This is a genomic window from Streptomyces sp. NPDC047853 (assembly GCF_043204535.1).
Taxonomy (GTDB): domain Bacteria; phylum Actinomycetota; class Actinomycetes; order Streptomycetales; family Streptomycetaceae; genus Streptomyces.
The window spans coordinates 1-17,459 of record NZ_JBIDCI010000006.1; the positions used below are offsets into that span (position 1 = coordinate 1).

General features: G+C 76.0%; 15 protein-coding genes and 1 pseudogene. 9 read left to right on the forward strand and 7 right to left on the reverse strand.

The annotated features are described in order from the left end of the window. Positions 1 to 116: 116 nt before the first annotated feature. The 6 genes from ACGF5T_RS13535 to chpG all read right to left on the reverse strand — a co-directional run bounded on the left by ACGF5T_RS13535 (position 117) and on the right by chpG (position 4,122). On the reverse strand, positions 117 to 983 hold the full coding sequence (locus tag ACGF5T_RS13535) for a tyrosinase family protein (protein WP_366768991.1): 867 nt from the start codon (positions 981 to 983) through the stop codon (positions 117 to 119). Further along, the gene (locus tag ACGF5T_RS13540; RefSeq protein WP_361016577.1) at positions 967 to 1,494 is read right to left on the reverse strand and encodes a tyrosinase family oxidase copper chaperone; all 528 of its coding nucleotides are present in this window, start codon (positions 1,492 to 1,494) and stop codon (positions 967 to 969) included. Before ACGF5T_RS13540 ends, ACGF5T_RS13535 begins: the two co-directional genes overlap by 17 nt. A gap of 261 nt (positions 1,495 to 1,755) precedes the next feature. Continuing rightward, a complete protein-coding gene (locus tag ACGF5T_RS13545; RefSeq protein WP_366768990.1) occupies positions 1,756 to 2,271 on the reverse strand; it encodes a hypothetical protein in 516 nt (171 codons plus the stop codon). Between the two features lie 64 nt (positions 2,272 to 2,335). Further along, positions 2,336 to 2,617, reverse strand: a complete 282-nt coding sequence (locus ACGF5T_RS13550; RefSeq protein ID WP_356603517.1) for a hypothetical protein — start codon at positions 2,615 to 2,617, stop codon at positions 2,336 to 2,338. A 251-nt stretch (positions 2,618 to 2,868) separates the two neighbouring features. After that, positions 2,869 to 3,609, reverse strand: coding sequence for a hypothetical protein (locus tag ACGF5T_RS13555; protein ID WP_356603519.1), 741 nt, complete (start codon positions 3,607 to 3,609; stop codon positions 2,869 to 2,871). Positions 3,610 to 3,882: 273 nt separating this feature from the next. Next, positions 3,883 to 4,122, reverse strand: coding sequence for a chaplin ChpG (chpG, locus tag ACGF5T_RS13560; RefSeq protein WP_356603521.1), 240 nt, complete (start codon positions 4,120 to 4,122; stop codon positions 3,883 to 3,885). 391 nt (positions 4,123 to 4,513) lie between these two features. Between chpG and ACGF5T_RS13565 the strand changes: the two are divergent. The 8 genes and pseudogenes from ACGF5T_RS13565 to ACGF5T_RS13600 all read left to right on the forward strand — a co-directional run. After that, positions 4,514 to 5,833, forward strand: a pseudogene (locus tag ACGF5T_RS13565) (glycosyltransferase); the annotation flags it as partial. 290 nt (positions 5,834 to 6,123) lie between these two features. Beyond that, positions 6,124 to 7,572, forward strand: a complete 1,449-nt coding sequence (locus ACGF5T_RS13570; protein WP_366768989.1) for an exopolysaccharide biosynthesis polyprenyl glycosylphosphotransferase — start codon at positions 6,124 to 6,126, stop codon at positions 7,570 to 7,572. Positions 7,573 to 7,577: 5 nt separating this feature from the next. Next, on the forward strand, positions 7,578 to 9,050 hold the full coding sequence (locus tag ACGF5T_RS13575; RefSeq protein ID WP_366768988.1) for an O-antigen ligase family protein: 1,473 nt from the start codon (positions 7,578 to 7,580) through the stop codon (positions 9,048 to 9,050). Continuing rightward, on the forward strand, positions 9,047 to 10,870 hold the full coding sequence (murJ, locus tag ACGF5T_RS13580) for a murein biosynthesis integral membrane protein MurJ (RefSeq protein ID WP_392887868.1): 1,824 nt from the start codon (positions 9,047 to 9,049) through the stop codon (positions 10,868 to 10,870). Before ACGF5T_RS13575 ends, murJ begins: the two co-directional genes overlap by 4 nt. 58 nt (positions 10,871 to 10,928) lie before the next feature. Beyond that, entirely contained in the window at positions 10,929 to 11,618 is a 690-nt protein-coding gene (locus tag ACGF5T_RS13585; protein ID WP_356603967.1) for a polysaccharide deacetylase family protein, read from the forward strand. 1 nt (position 11,619) lies between these two features. Beyond that, positions 11,620 to 12,780 (forward strand): glycosyltransferase, encoded by a 1,161-nt coding sequence (locus tag ACGF5T_RS13590; protein ID WP_366768987.1) that lies wholly within the window; start codon positions 11,620 to 11,622, stop codon positions 12,778 to 12,780. Continuing rightward, positions 12,777 to 13,508 (forward strand): lipopolysaccharide biosynthesis protein, encoded by a 732-nt coding sequence (locus ACGF5T_RS13595; protein WP_366768986.1) that lies wholly within the window; start codon positions 12,777 to 12,779, stop codon positions 13,506 to 13,508. Before ACGF5T_RS13590 ends, ACGF5T_RS13595 begins: the two co-directional genes overlap by 4 nt. Before the next feature lie 83 nt (positions 13,509 to 13,591). Next, entirely contained in the window at positions 13,592 to 14,686 is a 1,095-nt protein-coding gene (locus ACGF5T_RS13600; RefSeq protein ID WP_356603969.1) for a GNAT family N-acetyltransferase, read from the forward strand. Between the two features lie 25 nt (positions 14,687 to 14,711). Here ACGF5T_RS13600 and ACGF5T_RS13605 read toward each other — a convergent pair whose 3' ends face one another. Then, entirely contained in the window at positions 14,712 to 15,941 is a 1,230-nt protein-coding gene (locus tag ACGF5T_RS13605; protein ID WP_366768985.1) for a glycosyl hydrolase, read from the reverse strand. A 142-nt stretch (positions 15,942 to 16,083) separates the two neighbouring features. Between ACGF5T_RS13605 and ACGF5T_RS13610 the strand changes: the two genes are divergently transcribed. Continuing rightward, a complete protein-coding gene (locus ACGF5T_RS13610) occupies positions 16,084 to 17,385 on the forward strand; it encodes an ATP-grasp domain-containing protein (protein ID WP_356603533.1) in 1,302 nt (433 codons plus the stop codon). Positions 17,386 to 17,459 lie beyond the last annotated feature (74 nt).

Genomic DNA, 17,459 nt, shown 5'->3' on the forward strand with positions numbered 1-17,459 from the left:
AGCCGACGTGCTCTTCGCGATGCTCCGCGACGGCACCTTCTACGAACCCCAACCCGCCCCATCAGCTTGACCAAACTCATAGGGGCACCCCCCCCTGTCCCGTCCCTCCGGCGCGTTCAGGCGTACCGGTAGATCCGGCTGTGGTCCTCCAACTCGTCCGGCGTCACGTCCCACGGCGGCAGCTTCTCGTGCCGCGCGACGATCCGTCCGTGCTGCGCGCCGCCCCGGCCGGGTGGCTCGGCGGGCAGGTAGCGGGCCCCGCGGTGCCGGGCCTGCCAGCGGGACCACAGGAGGTCCACGAAGGCGTGGTGCAGCCAGAAGACCGGGTCGTTGACGGAGGCGCCGCCGACCATGGCCCCGCCGACCCAGCGGTGCACGCGGTTGTGGTTGCGCCAGGAGACACTGCCGCGGCCGGTCCCCCATCCCTCCAGCTTGTTGCGGAACCCCTTGCGGACCGTGGAGTCCCAGGGCGTGGTGTCGTACACGGGGTCGTCGAGGGCCCACTCCAGGTCGCTCTTGGTGGGCAGCGCCAGGGGGTCGGCGGCCCGTCCGAGGTCCCGGGTGAGGTACTCGGTGTCGGTGACGTTCTCCTTGAGAGTCCAGTTGCCCTCGGCGTGGGCGAACGGTCCGGTGGTCACCCGGTGGTCGGAGCGCCGCCCGGTGCCGCCCAGCAGGTCGGCGCTCCAGGGCGCGGAGGAGGTGGTGCGGTCCTTGGTCCAGTCCCAGTAGGGCACGGTGACCGAGGCGTCGACCCGGCGCAGCGCCTCCTCCAGGTCCAGCAGGAACCGGCGGTGCCAGGGCAGGAAGGACGGCGCCATGTGCGCCGTGCGGAGACCGTCCTCACCGTCGGAGACGTAGTACTCGATGTGGGTGCGCACGAACTCGTCGTACTCGCCGCGCCGTTTGATCTCCAGCAGCGCCTTGACGAACCGTCGCCTCTCGGTGGCGGTGAGGGTGCTGACGTCCTTACGCGTGTACGCCATGGTGCCCCCCGGAGTGCTCCTGACCGGCGGCCGGGGTGTCGCGCAGGTGCTCGCCAGGGCCGAGTTCGTCGACGGCACCGCGCGCCGCGGCGAGGGGGGTGGGGTACGAGCGGTAGTGGTCGATCATGCTGAGCCAGCTGCCGTCGGCCCGGCGCATCAGGTGCAGGGGCCGGCCGTCCACGGTGACGTGCCAGGAGCCGGCGCCGACGGCGCGACCCGCGGCGGACCGGATGCCGCGGATGCGGCGGCCGCGGTAGGTCTCGTCGAACGAGGCGCCGCCGGCCGCCTCCTCGATGCGCGGCTCGGGGCGCGCGGGCTGCCCGCCCGCGCCGGTGGCGGCGGCCCGGGAGGGCCGGGAGGCGGCGACCAGGGGCGCGAGGCTCACGGCGAGCGCCGGGGCGAGCAGCCCCCGCATCATCTGCCGCCGTGTGCCGTGCGCCGGTCCGCCTCTCGCCGGGACGTCCGCCTCCCGCTCCTTGCCGCTCGGTGTTCCGCCCAGGTTGACGACCATGGCTCGCTCCTCGTCCGGTTCGGTGATTCGTACCGGTAACCGAGCGGCGGGCCCCGCGGTCACCGCCCGCAGGGCCACACGAGGCACCGGGCGCCGCGACGGAACGACCGACGGCGCGCGAACGCCGTGCGCTCCGGGGGCGCGGAGCGTCGTGCGCTCCGGGGGCGCGGGAGCGGGTACGCGCCGGGTGGGCGACGGGGCGTACGGACGACGCGCGCGGGGCCCGTAAGGCTGACGCGCGCGTGAGGGCCCGCGGCGGGACTACAGTCCGGGGCCGACGCCCAGGTCGGCCGCGGGCACCGTCTGGACGACCGGGGTGAGTACGCCCGCCTGGGGCAGCTTCGCGGTCGGCAGGCCGAAACCGCCGCCGTCGGGCGCGCTGAGCGGGGCGTCCAGGGAGAGACCTGGCGCCAGGGCGCGCAGCTCTGCGGCCGGGGCCTGGACGGCGGCGTGGTCGAATTCGTCCCCGAGGACCTGCGGCAGGGGCTGGCGCAGGTCGACCCCCGGCAGCCCGCTGCGTACCGGCAGCTGCGGAAGCGTCCGCTCCGGCAGCAGCCGGCCCTCGGCGTACCGCGGCCCCTCGGGCGCGCCCGTTGTCGGCACGGGCAGTTCGCCGGCCACGTGGGGCAGTTCCATGCCGAGCGCCGTCTCCGCGCCGCCGAGCGGTACGGGCACGGGGATCGCGCCGGCCGCGACGGCGGGGGCCGCCGCTACGCCCACGGCGGCCGCCACACCGGTGACGACGGCGGCCAGGGTTCGTCTGGTGGTCGACTTCATGTCGGGCACGGTCCCTTTCATCAAGGCGAGAAGGAGAGCGGAGGAAAGCGGTGGGGAATGCGGGTCAGCCGCGCAGCGGAAGGCCGCCGAGCAGGCCGCCCTTGGAATTCAGCTGCGTGGTCGCGCCCTTCACGGTGTGCAGCACGGAGTCCTTGTTCTCGGTGTCCAGCGCCTCCGACTGGTGCTTGAGCGGCATCACGTCGATGGGTTCGGCGGTGAGCGCGTTCACGGCGCCGTTGAGGCTGGTGGGCGTGAGGGCCTCGGCGTCGTAGGCGAACGCGGGCGCGGCGGAGCCGACGGCGACCAGGGATCCGGCGACCACGGCGGCGGCCTTGAGGGACTTCATCGTGCTTCCTTTCTTCGGCGACCCGGTGACCCGGCGACCAGGCGGCCCGGGGAGACCGGAGGACATGCTGACGCCGTGCCTAACGACCCGCACCGGGCCCGGAAACCCCGCTTGCGGAAGACATATGAGATCTCCGGAGAACATCTCGGACACCGGAGACCACCTGCCAAGAACATTTGCTTCGACAAAAGGAAAAGGCCGTTGCGTCACCCCGGTAGGGATGGCGCAACGGCCCCTGGACGCCGTGGGCGTCAGGAAGGGTCGGCCGGAAGCGGGTTGGCCGGTGCGGCGGCTTCCGGCGTGGCGGCTTCCGGGGCGCTCGGCAGGGCGGGCAGACCGGCCAGGTCGGCGGCGGGCAGGCCGCTGCCCACCAGCGTGGCGGCGACGACGTTGACGACGCCGTCGACCACTTCCTGGACGGCCGGGGTCACCTGTTCGGCGCTGCCGGAGGTGGTGGCCTGGATCAGGGCGTCGATCTGCTTCTGGAGGGCGGCGTGCGCGTCGGCGGCCAGGTCGTCCCCCACCGTGGCCCCGTCGCTGTCCGCCACGACGGGCGCCGGCAGCGTGACCGGCGTCCCGGCCTCCGGCGCGGTCACGACCGGCGGCTGGGCCGGGGTGCTCGTGCCGGGCGTCGTCGTACCCGGTGCGGTGGCCGTGTCGTCGGCGTCCAGGTCCGCCGCCTCGGCCTTGGCGAGGGCGTCCTTGACGGCGGCGGCGAACTCGTCCGCGTCCTTGTCGGCGAGCTGGCCGTCGTCGGCCTTGAGGACGGCGCCGAGCAGGTCGGTGACCGGCGTGAGCACTCCGCCCAGGCCGGCCAGGCTGCCGACCTGGTCCTGCAGTTCCTCCACGTCGGGGAGGGGGGCGCGGGACGCCGCGTGGGTGCGTTCCCGGACCGAGTCGCCGTCGGCCGCCATCACCGCCGGACCGGAGAGACCGATCAGGAGGCCTGCGGTGAGGGCGGTGGTGGCGATTCGCCGTGCGGGCAGACGCATGAGGGTTCCTTTCGGTGGTGCGTCGGATCGTGTGCCCACCGTGGAATCACCCGTGGCGCTCTGCAACCGTTCCGCTACGCACTGCGCTCGCCCATGACACCCGTCGTCGACGTCATCCCTGGTGGGACGCCGCGTCAAGGTCCCGCCTCCGTGTCGCGGCCCGCACCCTCCATTCGGGGGCGCACACCGCCGTCCGTGCGGCAACGCGAACCGGCCGCCCGCTCGCGGAGGAACCGCGGTACGGACGGCCGGTCAGAGGGTTCGAGCCGACGGTCAGTCGTTCTCGCACTCGTTGCCGAACGCCGGGTTCAGCAGGCCGATGACGTCGATGGTGTTGCCGCAGACGTTGACCGGGATGTGGACCGGGACCTGCACGACGTTGCCCGACAGCACACCCGGGGAGTGGGCGGCGGCGGCCTGCGCGCCGGCGTCGGCGGCGGCGACACCGGCGGTGCCCGCCACCGCGGCGGCGGCGACGGAGGTCAGGGCCAGGCCCTTCGCGATACGCGACATGGAGAGGTGCTCCTTGGGGGTTGACACAAACATCCGGGCGGGTGCCCGGCGCAGTGTCAACGCGTGGCACGCACGTGAGTTGTGCCGCCGAAAGGGTGATGTCGCCGGAGCCCGGCGTTCACGGACTCAACACACATGCCCGGTTTCACCGTATTAGTACGGATAGCGGCTAGAGTTCCGCACCATCCGACGCATCCCTGTCGCACCATGTGCGGGACTTCGGCCGAGGGCGCTCCACGAGAACTCCGAACGCGGCGGTGACCAGCCGGACTTCCGGCTCGTTTCCCAGGAGGACGCGGCGTGCGCCGGTGTGCGCCGCGTCGCGGTCGGCGCCTGCGATGAGACGCGTTCCCGCCCGTCCCGAGCATTTTCCGTGAGCGAGGAAACGCGTATGCACCTGCCACCGACCGACGCCCGGCCGCGGGTCCTGCACGTCACCCAGCCGGTGGACGGCGGGGTCGCCCGTGTCGTGACGGACCTGACGCGGGCCCAGCTCTCCGCCGGTCTGCGTGTCGCGGTCGCCTGTCCGGACGGGGATCTCGCGGACCGGCTCCGTTCGCTCGGCGCCGACGTGCGGCACTGGCCGGCGACGCGATCGCCGGGCCCGGCCCTGGTCCCGGAGGTACGGCGGCTCGCCCGGGTGGTCCGGGAGGTCCGGCCCGACCTGGTGCACGCGCACAGCGCGAAGGCCGGCCTCGCGGGACGGCTCGCCGTACGCGGACGGGTCCCGACCGTGTTCCAGCCGCACGCCTGGTCGTTCGAGGCGGTCGACGGGGTGGCCGCGGCCCTGGCGCTCGGCTGGGAGCGGTGGGGCGCACGGTGGGCGGCGTGGACGGTGTGCGTCAGCGAGGCGGAGCGGCTGCGGGGCGTGCGGGCCGGGATTCACGGACGGTGGTCGGTGATCCCGAACGGCATCGACGTCGACCGCTTCGGCGGGGGCGACGGTACTGAGCGGGCGCGGGCGGCCGGTCCGGACGCCCCGCTGGTCGTCTGCGTGGGACGGCTGTGCCGGCAGAAGGGCCAGGACGTCCTGCTGGCCGCCTGGGATTCGGTCCTCGCGCGGGTGCCCGGGGCCCGGCTGGTGCTGGTCGGCGACGGTCCGGACCGGGCGCGGCTCACCGGGCGGGCTGCGGCGGGCCGGCCGGACGTCCCCGGGCCGACCTCGGACGACCGCGGGGCGGACGGGGCGGACTCCGTGCTGTTCACGGGTGCCGTCGCGGACGTCGGCCCTTGGTACCGGGCCGCCGATCTGGTCGTGCTGCCGTCGCGCTGGGAGGGCATGGCGCTGGCCCCCCTGGAGGCGATGGCCTGCGGGCGGCCCGTGGTGGTGACCGACGTGGACGGTGCCCGCGAGGGCCTGCCGCCGGCTCTCGTGCCGCACTGCGTGGTGCCGCCCGAGGACCCGGCGGCCCTGGCCGACGCCGTCGCCCGGCTGCTGCTCGACGCCCCGCTGCGCGCGTCGCTCGGCCGCCGGGGTCGCGCGCACGTGCGGTCCACGCACGACGTACGGCACACGGCCGCGGCGGTCGCCGTGCTCTACGACGGCCTCCTCGCCGAGCGGGGCGGGACGACCGGACCGCTCACGGTCCACGGCGACCGACCGCCCAGGCCCGCACCGCACCACCCCGACAGCAGACCGGACCGCCGCACGCACCCCCTCCACGACCACGACCGCGACCCTGCACCGGCGGAGCACCCCGCCGCGGCCCCCGGGACGCCCACCGAGCCCTCCTCCTCCTTCTCCTCCTCCTCCGACACCCGCCCGGCATCCCCCGGGTCTGCCCTCCCCCGCTCCCGGCCGACCGGCCCGGAGCCCCACCTTCCCGGCACCCGGCCCGCACCCGCCGAACCCGACCCCCGAGGCACCCGGCCCGCACCGGCCGTGTCCCGCCTGCCCGGCGACCGGGCGACGCCCACCGAGTCCCGCCTGCCCGGCGACGGGTCCGCAGCCGTGTGCCGGGCCGGCGTCGCGCCCATCGAGTACAGGGAGCCCACCCACCCGTGACCGCGGAACGCACCGTCCCCAACCCCGCCGGCCAGCCGCGCGACCTCGGCTCCTCTCCCGTCTCGGTGCTGACGCGGCGCACCGGCACGCCGGGCTTCCGGTTCCCCGCCGGGCGGCCCGCACCGCGGCCCGGGTTCCCGCTTCGGCCGGACTCCCCGCTGCCGCTGCTCGTCGCGGACGGCGCGGCGGCCCTGCCGGGCTCGCTGGTCCTCACCGGCACCCCGCACCCACCGCTGCTCGCCGCCCTCCTGGTGGCCGGCTCGCTGCTGCTGCGCCCCCGCTCGCGCCCGCCCCGGCGCGTGCCGGGTGTCCTGGACGACCTGCCCGCGCTGTGCGGCCGTATCGCGGTGGTCTGGCTGGCGCTGGCCGCGCTCGTCGCGGCGTACGCCCCACCGCACGCGCTGTCCGCCCGCACCCTGATCCTCGGTTTCCTCCTGCACGCCGCGTCCGGCTGCGCGGGCCGGGGCGTCGTGCACCGGCGGCGCCGCAGCGAGCTGCTGAACCACCCGCGCGCCGCCCTCGTCGTGGGCCCCGCGGCCACCGCGCACCGCGTGGCCGCGGCGGTCCTGCGCCACCCGCGCTGCGGGATGCGGCCGGTCGGGATCGTCACCGACGACCCGGGCGGAGCAACGTCGCTGCCCGTGCTGACCACCGGCGAGGAGGTGCGGCGTGCCGTCGTGCAGAACGGCGTGCGCGACGTCCTGGCCGTGGACCCCTCCGTACGGGCCCTGCGGGGGCCCCTGCTGCGGACGCTGGCCGAGTCGGGCTGCGCGGTGTGGGAGGTCGACGCGGACGCCCCCTCGTACGCGGGCCCGGACCGGCTCGCCGGGTTCCCCTGCCGACCTCTGGAGTCGGGCCTGCGGCGCCCGCGCAGCACCGGCAAGCGGGTGCTGGACGTGACGGTCTCCGGGGCGTTGTTGCTGCTGCTGAGCCCTCTGCTGCTGAGCTGCGCGGCGGCCCTGCGGATCATCAGCGGCCCGGGCGTCCTGTTCCGGCAGGAGCGCGTCGGCAAGGACGGCAGGCCGTTCACGCTGCTGAAGTTCCGCACCCACCGGCCGGCCGACGAGCACGAGTCGGCGACCCGGTGGAGCGTGGCGGACGAGCGCCGGATGCCGTGGTTCTGCCGCTTCCTGCGCCGCACCTCCCTGGACGAGCTGCTCCAGCTGTGGAACGTCTTCCGGGGCGACATGAGCCTGGTCGGCCCGCGACCCGAACGGCCCTACTTCGTGGCGCAGTTCAGCCAGGCACACCCCGGTTACGCCGCCCGCCACCGGGTGCCGGCCGGGATCACGGGCCTGGCGCAGATCCACGGGTTGCGCGGCGACACCTCCATCGAGGACCGGGCCCGCTTCGACAACGCCTACATCGACGACTGGTCCCTGTGGCAGGACGTGTGCATCCTGCTGCGCACGGCCGTGGCGCTCGTCCGCCCGACGGGAAGCTGAGCCGCGTGAGCAGTCCCGTCCCGCCCCCGCAATCCGCCGCGCGCGTCCGGCGGCCGCCGCCCGTCCTCGCCGTGGTCGCCGTCGTCGCGCTGCTCGCCCTGCCGGTCGCCGGGGACGGCGGGGGCGGCGCGCATCCGGCCGACGCGGTCTCCGCGCTGGTGGTGCTGTACGGCGTGCTGCGCCTGGTACGCGGCCGGCGGCGCCCCCTGTCCCGTACGGCGGCGGTGGTGCTGGGCCTGCCGGTGCTCGGGCTGGCCGTCGCCGCCATGGGCGCGGTGTCGCCGGGGGCCGGGGTCACCGGCCTCGGCCGCTACCTCCAGGTCTTCGTCCTCGTCCCCGCCGCGGTCCTGCTGCTGGTCCGCGACCGGGGCGACGCCCGGCTGCTCGCCCGGTCGATGGTGGGGCTGGCGCTGTGGCAGGGGGCGGTCGGCGTGCACCAGTACGTCACCGGGACCGGCGCCTCGTACCAGGGCGCGCAGGTCCGGGCCGTGGGCACCTTCGGACCGCAGGACGTGATGGGGATGGCGACCGTCGTCTCCCTGGGGCTGGTCTGCGCGGTCGGGCTGGCGCTCGGTCACGCGCCCGCCCGGCAGCGCGCCCTGGCGGCCGGGTGCGCGCTCGCCCTGCTGGTGCCGCTCGCCCTGTCCTTCAGCCGCGGCGCGTGGATCGCCACGGCCGTGACCTGCGCGGCGCAGTTGCTGCTCGCCGGGGTGCGCAGGGCGCTGGCGGTGGGGGCGGCGGCTTTCGCGGCGGGTGTGGTGCTGGTGGGCGGGTTCGGGCTCGGCACGACGATGCTCCAGGAGCGGGTCGGCAGCATCACCCAGGTCGCGGACGCCCCCGACCAGTCGGTGACCGACCGCTACACGATGTGGGAGGCGTCCGTCGGCATGTGGCGCGAGCGTCCGCTGACCGGCGTGGGGCTCAAGGGCTTCCCGGAACACCGCGACGGCCACGCCTCGCTGGCGCTGTCCTCGGGCAGCGAGACGGACGGCGCCGGCGCCGGGTACCTCCGGCAGCCGCTGCTGTCCCCGCACAACATGTACCTACTGGTGCTGGCGGAGCAGGGACTGCTCGGGCTGCTCGCGCTCGCGGGGAGCTGGCTGGCGCTCCTCGTCCTGGGGCTGCGCGGGCTCCGTGCCGTACGGCGCACCGGGCGGGCCGGGGCGGACTGCGGGCTGGTCGCCTGCGGGCTGCTCGTGTGGCAGCTGACCGACTTCGCGTACGCCGACATCGGCGGGCCCTCGACCGTGCTGACGGCGGTGTGCTTCGGCCTGGCGGCCTGGTGGGCGCTCGGGTCCGGGGCGGAAGCGGAAGCGGAAGCGGAAGCGGAAGCGGAAGCGGAAGCGGCGGGAGTTTGCGCGGGAGCCGATGCGGGGCGCGGCGCTGAACCCGGCGCGGGACACGGCACGGAAGCCTGCCGTGGGACCGGGACGGGAGCCCGTACGCAAGCCGGCTCCGAGGAGGTGCCGGCCCGGTGAAGCCGACCCCGCTGCGTGCCACGGACGGGGCGTCCGTCCCGCCCGCCAGAGTCACCACGCCCACGTCACCCCCCGCACCCACCCCCACGTCCACTACCGCGCCCGCCCCCACCCCCGAGCCCCGTTCCTCCCGGAGTTTCCTCGCCCGGGCCGCGCTGCTCACGGCCGTGCTGTCGGTGGCCGGGTCGGTGCTCGGGCTGGCCCGGGACCAGGCGCTGGCCCGGCTGTTCGGGGCCGGCGGGGAGACGGACGCCTTCCTGGTGGCGTGGACGGTCCCGGAGTTCGCGGCGACGCTGCTGATCGAGGACGGTCTGGCCTTCGCGCTGGTCCCGATGTTCAGCCTGGCGCTGGCCCGCCGCGCGCAGGGCGCCCCCGGCGATCCGGTCCGCGCGCTGGTCGCCTCGACCCTGCCCCGCCTGGCGGTGGCCTTCCTCGCCGTCGGCACGCTGGTCGTCGTCACCGCGCCGGTGCTGGTCCGGGCCCTGGCCCCGGGTCTGCCCGAGCACGCCCTGGCCGTGGACTGCACCCGGCTCACCGCCACCTGCGTGCTCAGCTTCGGGCTCGCCGGGTACTGCAGCGCGGCCCTGCGGGCGCACCGCCGGTTCCTGGCGCCGGCCGCGATCTACGTCGCCTACAACACCGGCATCATCACCGCGATGTTCGTGCTCGGCGGGCGCTGGGGGGTGCGCTCGGCGGCGGTCGGGGTCGCGGCGGGCGGTTTCCTGATGGTGGCGGCGCAACTGCCGTCGCTGCTGCGCCGGCTGCGGTGCCGGGACGGGGCCGGCACGGCGCGGGCGACCGCGTCCGACCCGGCCCGCCCCCTCGCCCTCGCCCTGTTCACCACCGTCCTGCTCTTCGCCCTGTGCCGCCAGTCCCAGGTCCTCATCGAGCGCTTCCTCGCCTCCGGGCTCCCCTCCGGGGCCATCTCGCACCTGAACTACGCGCAGAAGGTGGCCCAGATCCCGATGACGCTGTCGCTGATGCTGTGCACGGTCACCTTCCCGGTGGTGGCCCGGGCGCTGGCCGACGGCGACACCGAACGCGCCCGCGACCGGGTCGAACGGGACGTGGCACTGGCGGCCTGCCTGGTGCTGCTGGGCGCGGCCACCGTCATCGCCTGCGCACCGCAGATGATCGAACTCCTCTTCCAGCGCGGCGCCTTCACCTCGGCCGACACGGCGGTCACCGCGAACGTGATGCGCGTGTACGCGCTCGGGCTGCTCGGCCAGACCGTGGTGGGCGCGCTCGCCCGTTCGTACTTCTCCGCGGGCCGCGCCAGCTGGTACCCGCTGGGCGCGATGGCTGCCGGCATCGCCGCCACCGCGGGCATCGGCGCCGGTGCGGTGGGCCCGTGGGGCGTGACCGGCATCGCCGCCGCCAACGCCGCCGGCATCACCGTCACCGCGGCCCTGCTGCTCGCCGGGATGGGTCCGCGCAGTGTGCCGGTCCGCGTCCGGCGCGTCCTGGGCGACCTGGGCAGGGCGGTGCCGGCGGCGGCCGGGGCGACCCTCGCGGGCGCGGCGGCCGCGGCCGGGTTCGACGGGCCCGCCGTGTCCCTCGCCGCCGGTGCGGCGACCGTCGTCGCGGTCTTCGTCGTCCTCGGCCTGGCCCTGGGCGTCCCGGGTGTCGCCGCTGCCCTCAGGTCCCTCGGCCACCCCCGGCTCCGCCGCCTCCCCCGCCTCCCTCGTCTCCTCCGCCTCCCTCCCCTTCCCCGCTCCGTCTCACGAAGGCTCTCGCATGGCCGCTTCGGCTTCCGCTTCCGTTCCCGCCCCCGTTCCCGCCTCCGTTCCCGCTCCCGTCGGCCCCGTCGGTTCCGTTGACGCCGCCGCCACGCGCGGCGGGGTCCGCGCCCGCCTGGGCACCGTCCCGTGGGTGGCGATGTACCACTCCGTCGGCGACCGCTCGGCCGACCCGTACGGCATCACGGTCACGCCCGACCGCCTGGACGCGCAGCTCGGCTGGCTGCGGCGGCGCGGACTGCGCGGCGTACCGGTCAGCGAGCTGCTGGCCGCCCGGGCGCGGGGCGCGGGCCGCGGGCTGGTGGGGCTGACCTTCGACGACGGGTACGCCGACTTCGTCGAGCACGCGCTGCCGTGCCTGCGCCGCTGGGGCTGCGGGGCCACCCTCTTCGTGCTGCCGGGCCGGCTGGGCGGCGACAACGCCTGGGACCCGCTGGGTCCGCGCAAGCCGCTGCTGACCGCCGACGGCATCCGGCACGCCGCCGCCGAGGGCGTCGAGATCGGCTCGCACGGGCTCACCCACATCGACCTGACCGAGGCGGACGACGCCGCGCTGCGGGCCGAGACCGCCGAGAGCAGAGCACTGCTCGCGGATCTGATCGGTGCTCCGGTCACCGGTTTCTGCTATCCGTACGGCACGGTCGACGCCCGCGCCGTCGAGGCCGTGCGGGCCGCCGGCTACGCGTACGCCTGCGCCATCGACCCCGGCCCGTTGACCGGCCCGCACGCCCTGCCGCGGGTGCACGTCGGACAGAGCGACGGGTCGCTGCGGCTGCTGCTGAAGACACGGCTGCACCGCCTGCGCCGCCGCGCCGGCGCTGGGGTGTGAGATGAAGGCACTGCACGTCATCACCGGCCTCGGGGTGGGCGGTGCCGAGCAGCAACTGCGGCTGCTGCTGCGCCACCTTCCCGTCGACTGCGACGTCGTGACACTCACCAACCCGGGCCCGGTCGCCGAGGGGCTGCGGGCCGACGGCGTACGCGTCGTCCACCTCGGCATGGCCGGCAACCGGGACCTGGCCGCGCTGCCCCGCCTGACCCGACTCATCCGCCGCGGCGGCTACGACCTCGTGCACACCCACCTCTACCGCGCCTGCCTCTACGGCCGCCTCGCCGCGCGGCTGGCCGGCGTCCGGGCGATCGTGGCCACCGAACACTCCCTCGGGGACTCCCAGATGGAGGGCCGCCCGCTCACCCCGGGCGTCCGCGCCCTCTACCTGGCCGGGGAGCGGCTGGGCAGCGCCACGGTCGCCGTCTCCCCCACCGTCGCCGACCGGTTGCGGCGCTGGGGCGTGCCCGCGCCCCGCATCGAGGTCGTCCCGAACGGCATCGACCTGGACCGGTTCCGCTTCGACCCCGTGGCCCGTCAGCGCACCCGCCGCCGACTCGGCCTGCCGGAGGGCGCGTACGTCGTCGGCGGCGTCGGCCGGCTGGCACCGGGCAAGCGGTTCGAGGTGCTGGTCCGTGCCCTGGCCCGGCTCCCGGACGACTGGTGGCTGCTGCTGGTCGGCGGCGGCCCGGAGGAGCACACGCTGCGCCGCACCGCCCACGAGGCCGGGGTCGCCGACCGTGTCCTGCTCACCGGCGAACGCCCCTGCCTGCCCGACGGTTCCCCGGGCCCCGACCTGCCCGCGCTCGCCTCGGCCATGGACGTCCTCGCCTCGCCGTCGGCCGAGGAGGCCTTCGGCCTGGCGGTCGTGGAGGGGCTCGCGTCGGGGCTGCCGGTGCTCCACTCCTCCTGCCCGGCGATCGAGGACCTGCCCCCGGACGCCGCGCCCTCGGCCCGGCGCGTCACCGGCGGCGCCGAGGAGTTCGCCCGCGCCCTCGCCGAGGTCCGCGCGGACAGCGGCCCGGGGCCCGGCCCGCGCACCGCGCCCGAGGCCGCCCGCCACTACTGCGTCACGCGCAGCGCCGCCCGCTTGACGGACGTGTACGCGGCCACCCTCACGCACCCGTTGTCCCCGGCACCCCAGGGAGTCAGTTCCGCATGACCGAGCCCCTCACCCAGACCCCGGCCGAACCCGGCACCGAGTACGCGAAGCACGCCGCAGCCCGGCCGGACCGGCCCGCGCACCGCGCCCGCACCCCGCTGGGCCCCGCCCTGCACCGCCTGCGCGCCCTGCCGCCCTGGTCCCCGCTCGCGGCCGGCGTCCTCGCCGGCGGCCTGCTCGGCGCCTCCTACGGCCTGGTCACCGCCCCGCAGTACACGGCGACCAGTTACGTCGTCGCCGTCCCCACCGACAAGTCCGACCCGGCGTCCGCGCTGGGCTTCGCGCAGGCCTACGGCCGGGTCGCCACCCAGCTCGCGGTGCTCGGGGACGCCCAGATGTGGGCGGACGTGCCGGTGGCGACGCTCCGCGAGAGCGTGCGCACCGCGACCTCGCCCGACGCGCCGATGGTCTCGGTGGCGGCCACCTCCTCCCGTCCCGGCGAGGCCGCCGACATGGCCAACGCCGTCGCCGGCGCGCTGACCCGGCACGCGGACGCCGCCGCGGACGACACCCACGTGGAACTGCGTCAGTTCGCGCGCGCCACCGAGCCCACCGAGGAATCCTCCGCCTCCACCGCCGTGACCGCGCTGGTCGGCGCGAGCGCGGGCGGACTGCTGGGCGGGCTGGCTCTGCTGGTCCGGCCCCGGCGGTCGGCGCGGGGACCCGGTCGCGCGGGGGCGGCCCTCCCCGGTCCCGCCCCGGCGGCCGACGTCCGCGGCCGGCTGTGACGTACCAGGCGACGGGCCCGGTCGCGACCACGACCAGGTCCCGGGCCCCGCACCCGCCGCCCGCCGCGGCGTACACGGCGGAACTGGTCACCGACGAACGCGGCTTCACCGAGCTGGCGGCCGACTGGGGCCGGCTGTACCGCCGGTGCGCCGCCGCGACCCCGTTCCAGAGCCACGCCTGGCTGCACTCGTGGTGGCGCTCCTACGGCACCCCGGGCCGGCTGCGGCTGCTGCTGGCCCGCGAGGGGCGCGAGCTGGTCGCCGCCGCGCCGCTGATGCGGGCGGGAGGCCCGGTGCCGGCGCTGGTGCCGCTGGGCGGGGCGATCTCCGACTACGGGGACGTCCTGCTGGACGACGAGCGCGGCCAGGGCGCGGTGGCCGCGCTCACCGGGGCGCTGGGCGCGGCGGCCCGCACGGCGCTGATCGACCTGCGCGAGGTGCGGCCGGGCGCCGCCGCCGAACGCGTCTACGACCACTGGCGCGGCCCCCGGCGCCGGGTGCCCGACTCGCCCTGCCTGGAGCTGCCCGCCGTACCCATGGACGACCTCGTCGCCCGGCTGCCCTCGGCCAAGGCGCAGCAGCGGGTACGCGCCAAGCTGCGCAGGCTGGACGCGCTGGGGGTGGGGAGCCGCACCGTGCCCGCCGGTGAGGTGGACGCGGCGCTGCACCGGCTGCTGGAGCTGCACCTGCTGCAGTGGCAGGGCCGGAAGGTGACCGGCGAGCACCTGCGGACGCGGTTCCGTGAGCATCTGGTGCGGGCGGTTGGGCCGATGGTGCGTGCGGGGGACGCGGTGGTCACCGAGTTCCGGATGGACGGCGAGGTGGTGGCCGTGGACGTGACGCTGCTGTCCCGGCGGCTGGCCGGCGGCTACCTGTACGGCGCCCATCCCCGGCTGCGGGAGCGGAAGGCGGACGTGGCGGTGATGCTGCTGGCCGCGTGCGCCGAGCACGCCCGGGCCCCGGGGCGCTCCACGCTGAGCCTGCTGCGCGGGGACGAGCCGTACAAGCACCACTGGCGTCCGGAGCCGGTGGGCAACCAGCGCCTGCTGCTCGCCCGCCGGCGCACGGCCCCGCTGCTGGCGGCCGCCCTCGGCGACGTCGCCGCGCGCCGGCGGGGCAAGGACCTGCTGCACCGGTGGCGGGAGCGGAGGGAGGGCGACGGTGGCGGCAGGACCTGACCGGCCCCGCCGCCACCGCGGGCCGCTATCTGTTGCGCGTGTACCAGTCGAGGCGCATGCAGAGCTTTCCGCCGAGCCAGTACTCGACCCAGTCGCCGAGCTCCAGCGGCGAGCAGCCGGCCTGCGGCCGGGGCGCGGTGGGCGGCACCGCGGGCACGGGCGGTGCGGTGGGTGCGGGGGGTGCGGTCGGCTCCGGGGCACTCGGCGCCGGCGCGTCGGTGCGGCCGAAGAGCACGGACCGGTACACCGCGGTCGACCGGGGATTGTCGTCGCACTGCCACACGCCGTGCGGGCAGTAGTCGGTGAGCGTGTTGTAGACGGGCCGGTGCTCGTCCATCCAGGCGAGCATGCGCCGCATGTACTCGGCGTTGTCGCCGTTGCGGAACAGCCCCCATTCGGGATAGGAGATGGGCTTCCCGTGGGCCTTGGCGAAGTCCACGTGCGCCTGGAGCCCGAAGGGTTCCGTCACCTGCTCGTCGAACGCCATGCCCCGTGGCTGGTCGTAGGAGTCCATGCCGATGATGTCGACCGTGTCGTCCCCGGGATAGCACTGCGTCCAGGGCACGGCGTCCCGGCCGCGGCTGGGCGTGAAGTCGAACCGGAACTTCTGGCCCGGCACGGAACGCATGGCGGTGACGATCCTGTTCCAGTACGTCTTCCAGGCCTCCGGGTCCGGCCCGCACCGGTGGGTGTAGGTGGTGCCGTTCATCTCCCAGCCGAGGACGAGGACGGTGTCCGGCACGTTCAGTTCGACCAGCCGTTCGGCGAGGGCCCTGAAGTGGTGGTCGAAGTGCCCGGCGGCTCCCCTGCGGAGCAACTCCCGTACCTCGTCGTCGTCGACGCCCTCCTCGTTGCGTTCCATCATGGGCACGTTGAGGACGAGCGTCCGGTCGGCCTTGCGGGTGCGCCAGTCGGCCCACACGTCGAGGAAACCGGGGGCGCCCTCGATGTTGCTCCAGCGGTCGCCGGGCAGGTAGGTGTGGCCGACGCGCAGCTCGGCGTCGCCCAGCCACCGGCTCAGCTCGGCCATCCTGGCCACGCCGCGCGGACCGTAGTCCAGGTACGCGCCGAACGCGGGGGCGGCGGCGGGCGCCGGGGCGGGGACCGCGGGCGCCGGTGCGGGCGGGGCGGGCGCGGGCGGCACGGGGTCGCCGACGGCGACCCCCGGGCACGCGGTCAGGAACACCGCCGCCGCGAGTACCGCGACGACGCGCGCCGGCCGTGCGGACCGGGTCCATGACTGCCGTACGGCCATGTCCGGCTCCTTTCCTCGCTCTGGATCCCCGTCTACTGACACTCAGTCATATGAAATGCCATCACGCCACCGCCGTTACGGCTTTCGAGTGCGCCGATCGCCCACACCGGTGAGCCGAACCGAAGAACGAAGGAAAAAGCCCGTGCCGTTGTTCGACACCCGAGTCCCGGCCGTTCTGCTGCGGACCGACCGCAATCCCTTCCACCACGGAACGCTGGGCGCGGTGCGTTCCCTCGGCCGCGCGGGCGTGGACGTGCACGTGGTCGCCGACTGCTCCCGCAGCCCGGTCCGCGCCTCCCGCTATCTGAGCGGGCTGCACACTCCCCCGCCGCCCGGCGCGTCGTCCGACGACATCGCGGCGGCGCTGCGCCGCGTCGCCGCGCGCGTCGCGCGGCCCGCCGTACTGATCCCGATGGACGACGCGTGCGCCGTCGCGGTGGCGCGGCTGCGGGCGGAGCTGGCGCCCGTGTACCTGCTGCCGGAGCTGCCCGGCGCGCTGTCCGAGCGGGTGGCCGACAAGGCGGAGCTGGCCGGTGTGTGCGCCTCCCTGGACCTGCCGCACCCCGAGACCCTGGTCCCGGAGGACGAGGCGGAGGCCGCCCGCGCCGCCTGGCGGCTGGGGCTGCCGGTGGTGGCGAAGTGGAGCCGGCCCTGGCTCCTGCCCCCGGGCGGCGGGCTGCGCAGCACCGTGCTGGTGCGTTCGGCGCAGGAGGCGCGGGAACTGTACCGGCGGGCCGAGGAGGCGGGCAGCCGCCTGCTGCTCCAGGCGTTCCTGGCGCCGGGGCCGGACCGCGACTGGTTCTTCCACGGGTACGCCGACCGCTCGGGCACGGTCCGGGCGGGCGGTCCCGGCCGCAAGACGCGTGCCAGGCCGCGCGGCGCCGGTCTGACGGCGGTCGGCCGCTGGACGCCGAACCCGCGGGTGCAGGCGCTCGCCGAGCGGGTCACCGGGGAACTCGGCTACCGGGGCATCTTCGACCTCGACTTCCGCCGCTGCGGCACCACGGGCCACTACCACCTGCTCGACTTCAACCCGCGTCCCGGCGCCCAGTTCCGGCTGTTCACCGACACCGCGGGCCTCGACGTCGTACGCGCCCTGCACCTGGACCTGACCCACCGCGCGCTGCCGGAGGGCGCGCCGCGGCCGGGGCGGACCTTCGTGGTGGAGAACTACGCGCCGCTGAGCGCCCTGCGTCCGGCCCCCGACGGACGCGAGCTGGCCTGGCACGCCCCCGACGACCGCGCCCCGGGACGGGCCCTGTGGGCCCTGTGGGGACGGCACGCGAGCGGCCGTCTGCTGGACCGCGCGCGCCGCAGGGACCGCCGCCCGGCCGCGGGGCCCGCGCCCGCGGCCCGAGTCGTACGGCAGGCCCCCGCCCCGGACGCCACCGGGCGCACCGACCGTTCCGACCGCCCGGACGACGAGCGGGCGGGCAGCCGCTGACCCGCCTGCCCGCCGCCCAAGGGGGCGGGCAGCGCGACGCCCCCGGCGGACCGCAGGGGTCGGCCGGGGGCGTC

Bases quoted from the DNA above. Each gene is read 5' to 3' on its own strand.
- ACGF5T_RS13545 (WP_366768990.1), bottom strand. From the start codon at position 2,271: ATGAAGTCGACCACCAGACGAACCCTGGCCGCCGTCGTCACCGGTGTG.
- ACGF5T_RS13605 (WP_366768985.1), bottom strand. From the start codon at position 15,941: ATGGCCGTACGGCAGTCATGGACCCGGTCCGCACGGCCGGCGCGCGTC.
- ACGF5T_RS13590 (WP_366768987.1), top strand. From the start codon at position 11,620: ATGAAGGCACTGCACGTCATCACCGGCCTCGGGGTGGGCGGTGCCGAG.
- ACGF5T_RS13550 (WP_356603517.1), bottom strand. From the start codon at position 2,617: ATGAAGTCCCTCAAGGCCGCCGCCGTGGTCGCCGGATCCCTGGTCGCC.
- ACGF5T_RS13535 (WP_366768991.1), bottom strand. From the start codon at position 983: ATGGCGTACACGCGTAAGGACGTCAGCACCCTCACCGCCACCGAGAGG.
- ACGF5T_RS13540 (WP_361016577.1), bottom strand. From the start codon at position 1,494: ATGGTCGTCAACCTGGGCGGAACACCGAGCGGCAAGGAGCGGGAGGCG.
- ACGF5T_RS13595 (WP_366768986.1), top strand. From the start codon at position 12,777: ATGACCGAGCCCCTCACCCAGACCCCGGCCGAACCCGGCACCGAGTAC.
- chpG (WP_356603521.1), bottom strand. From the start codon at position 4,122: ATGTCGCGTATCGCGAAGGGCCTGGCCCTGACCTCCGTCGCCGCCGCC.
- ACGF5T_RS13555 (WP_356603519.1), bottom strand. From the start codon at position 3,609: ATGCGTCTGCCCGCACGGCGAATCGCCACCACCGCCCTCACCGCAGGC.
- ACGF5T_RS13585 (WP_356603967.1), top strand. From the start codon at position 10,929: ATGTACCACTCCGTCGGCGACCGCTCGGCCGACCCGTACGGCATCACG.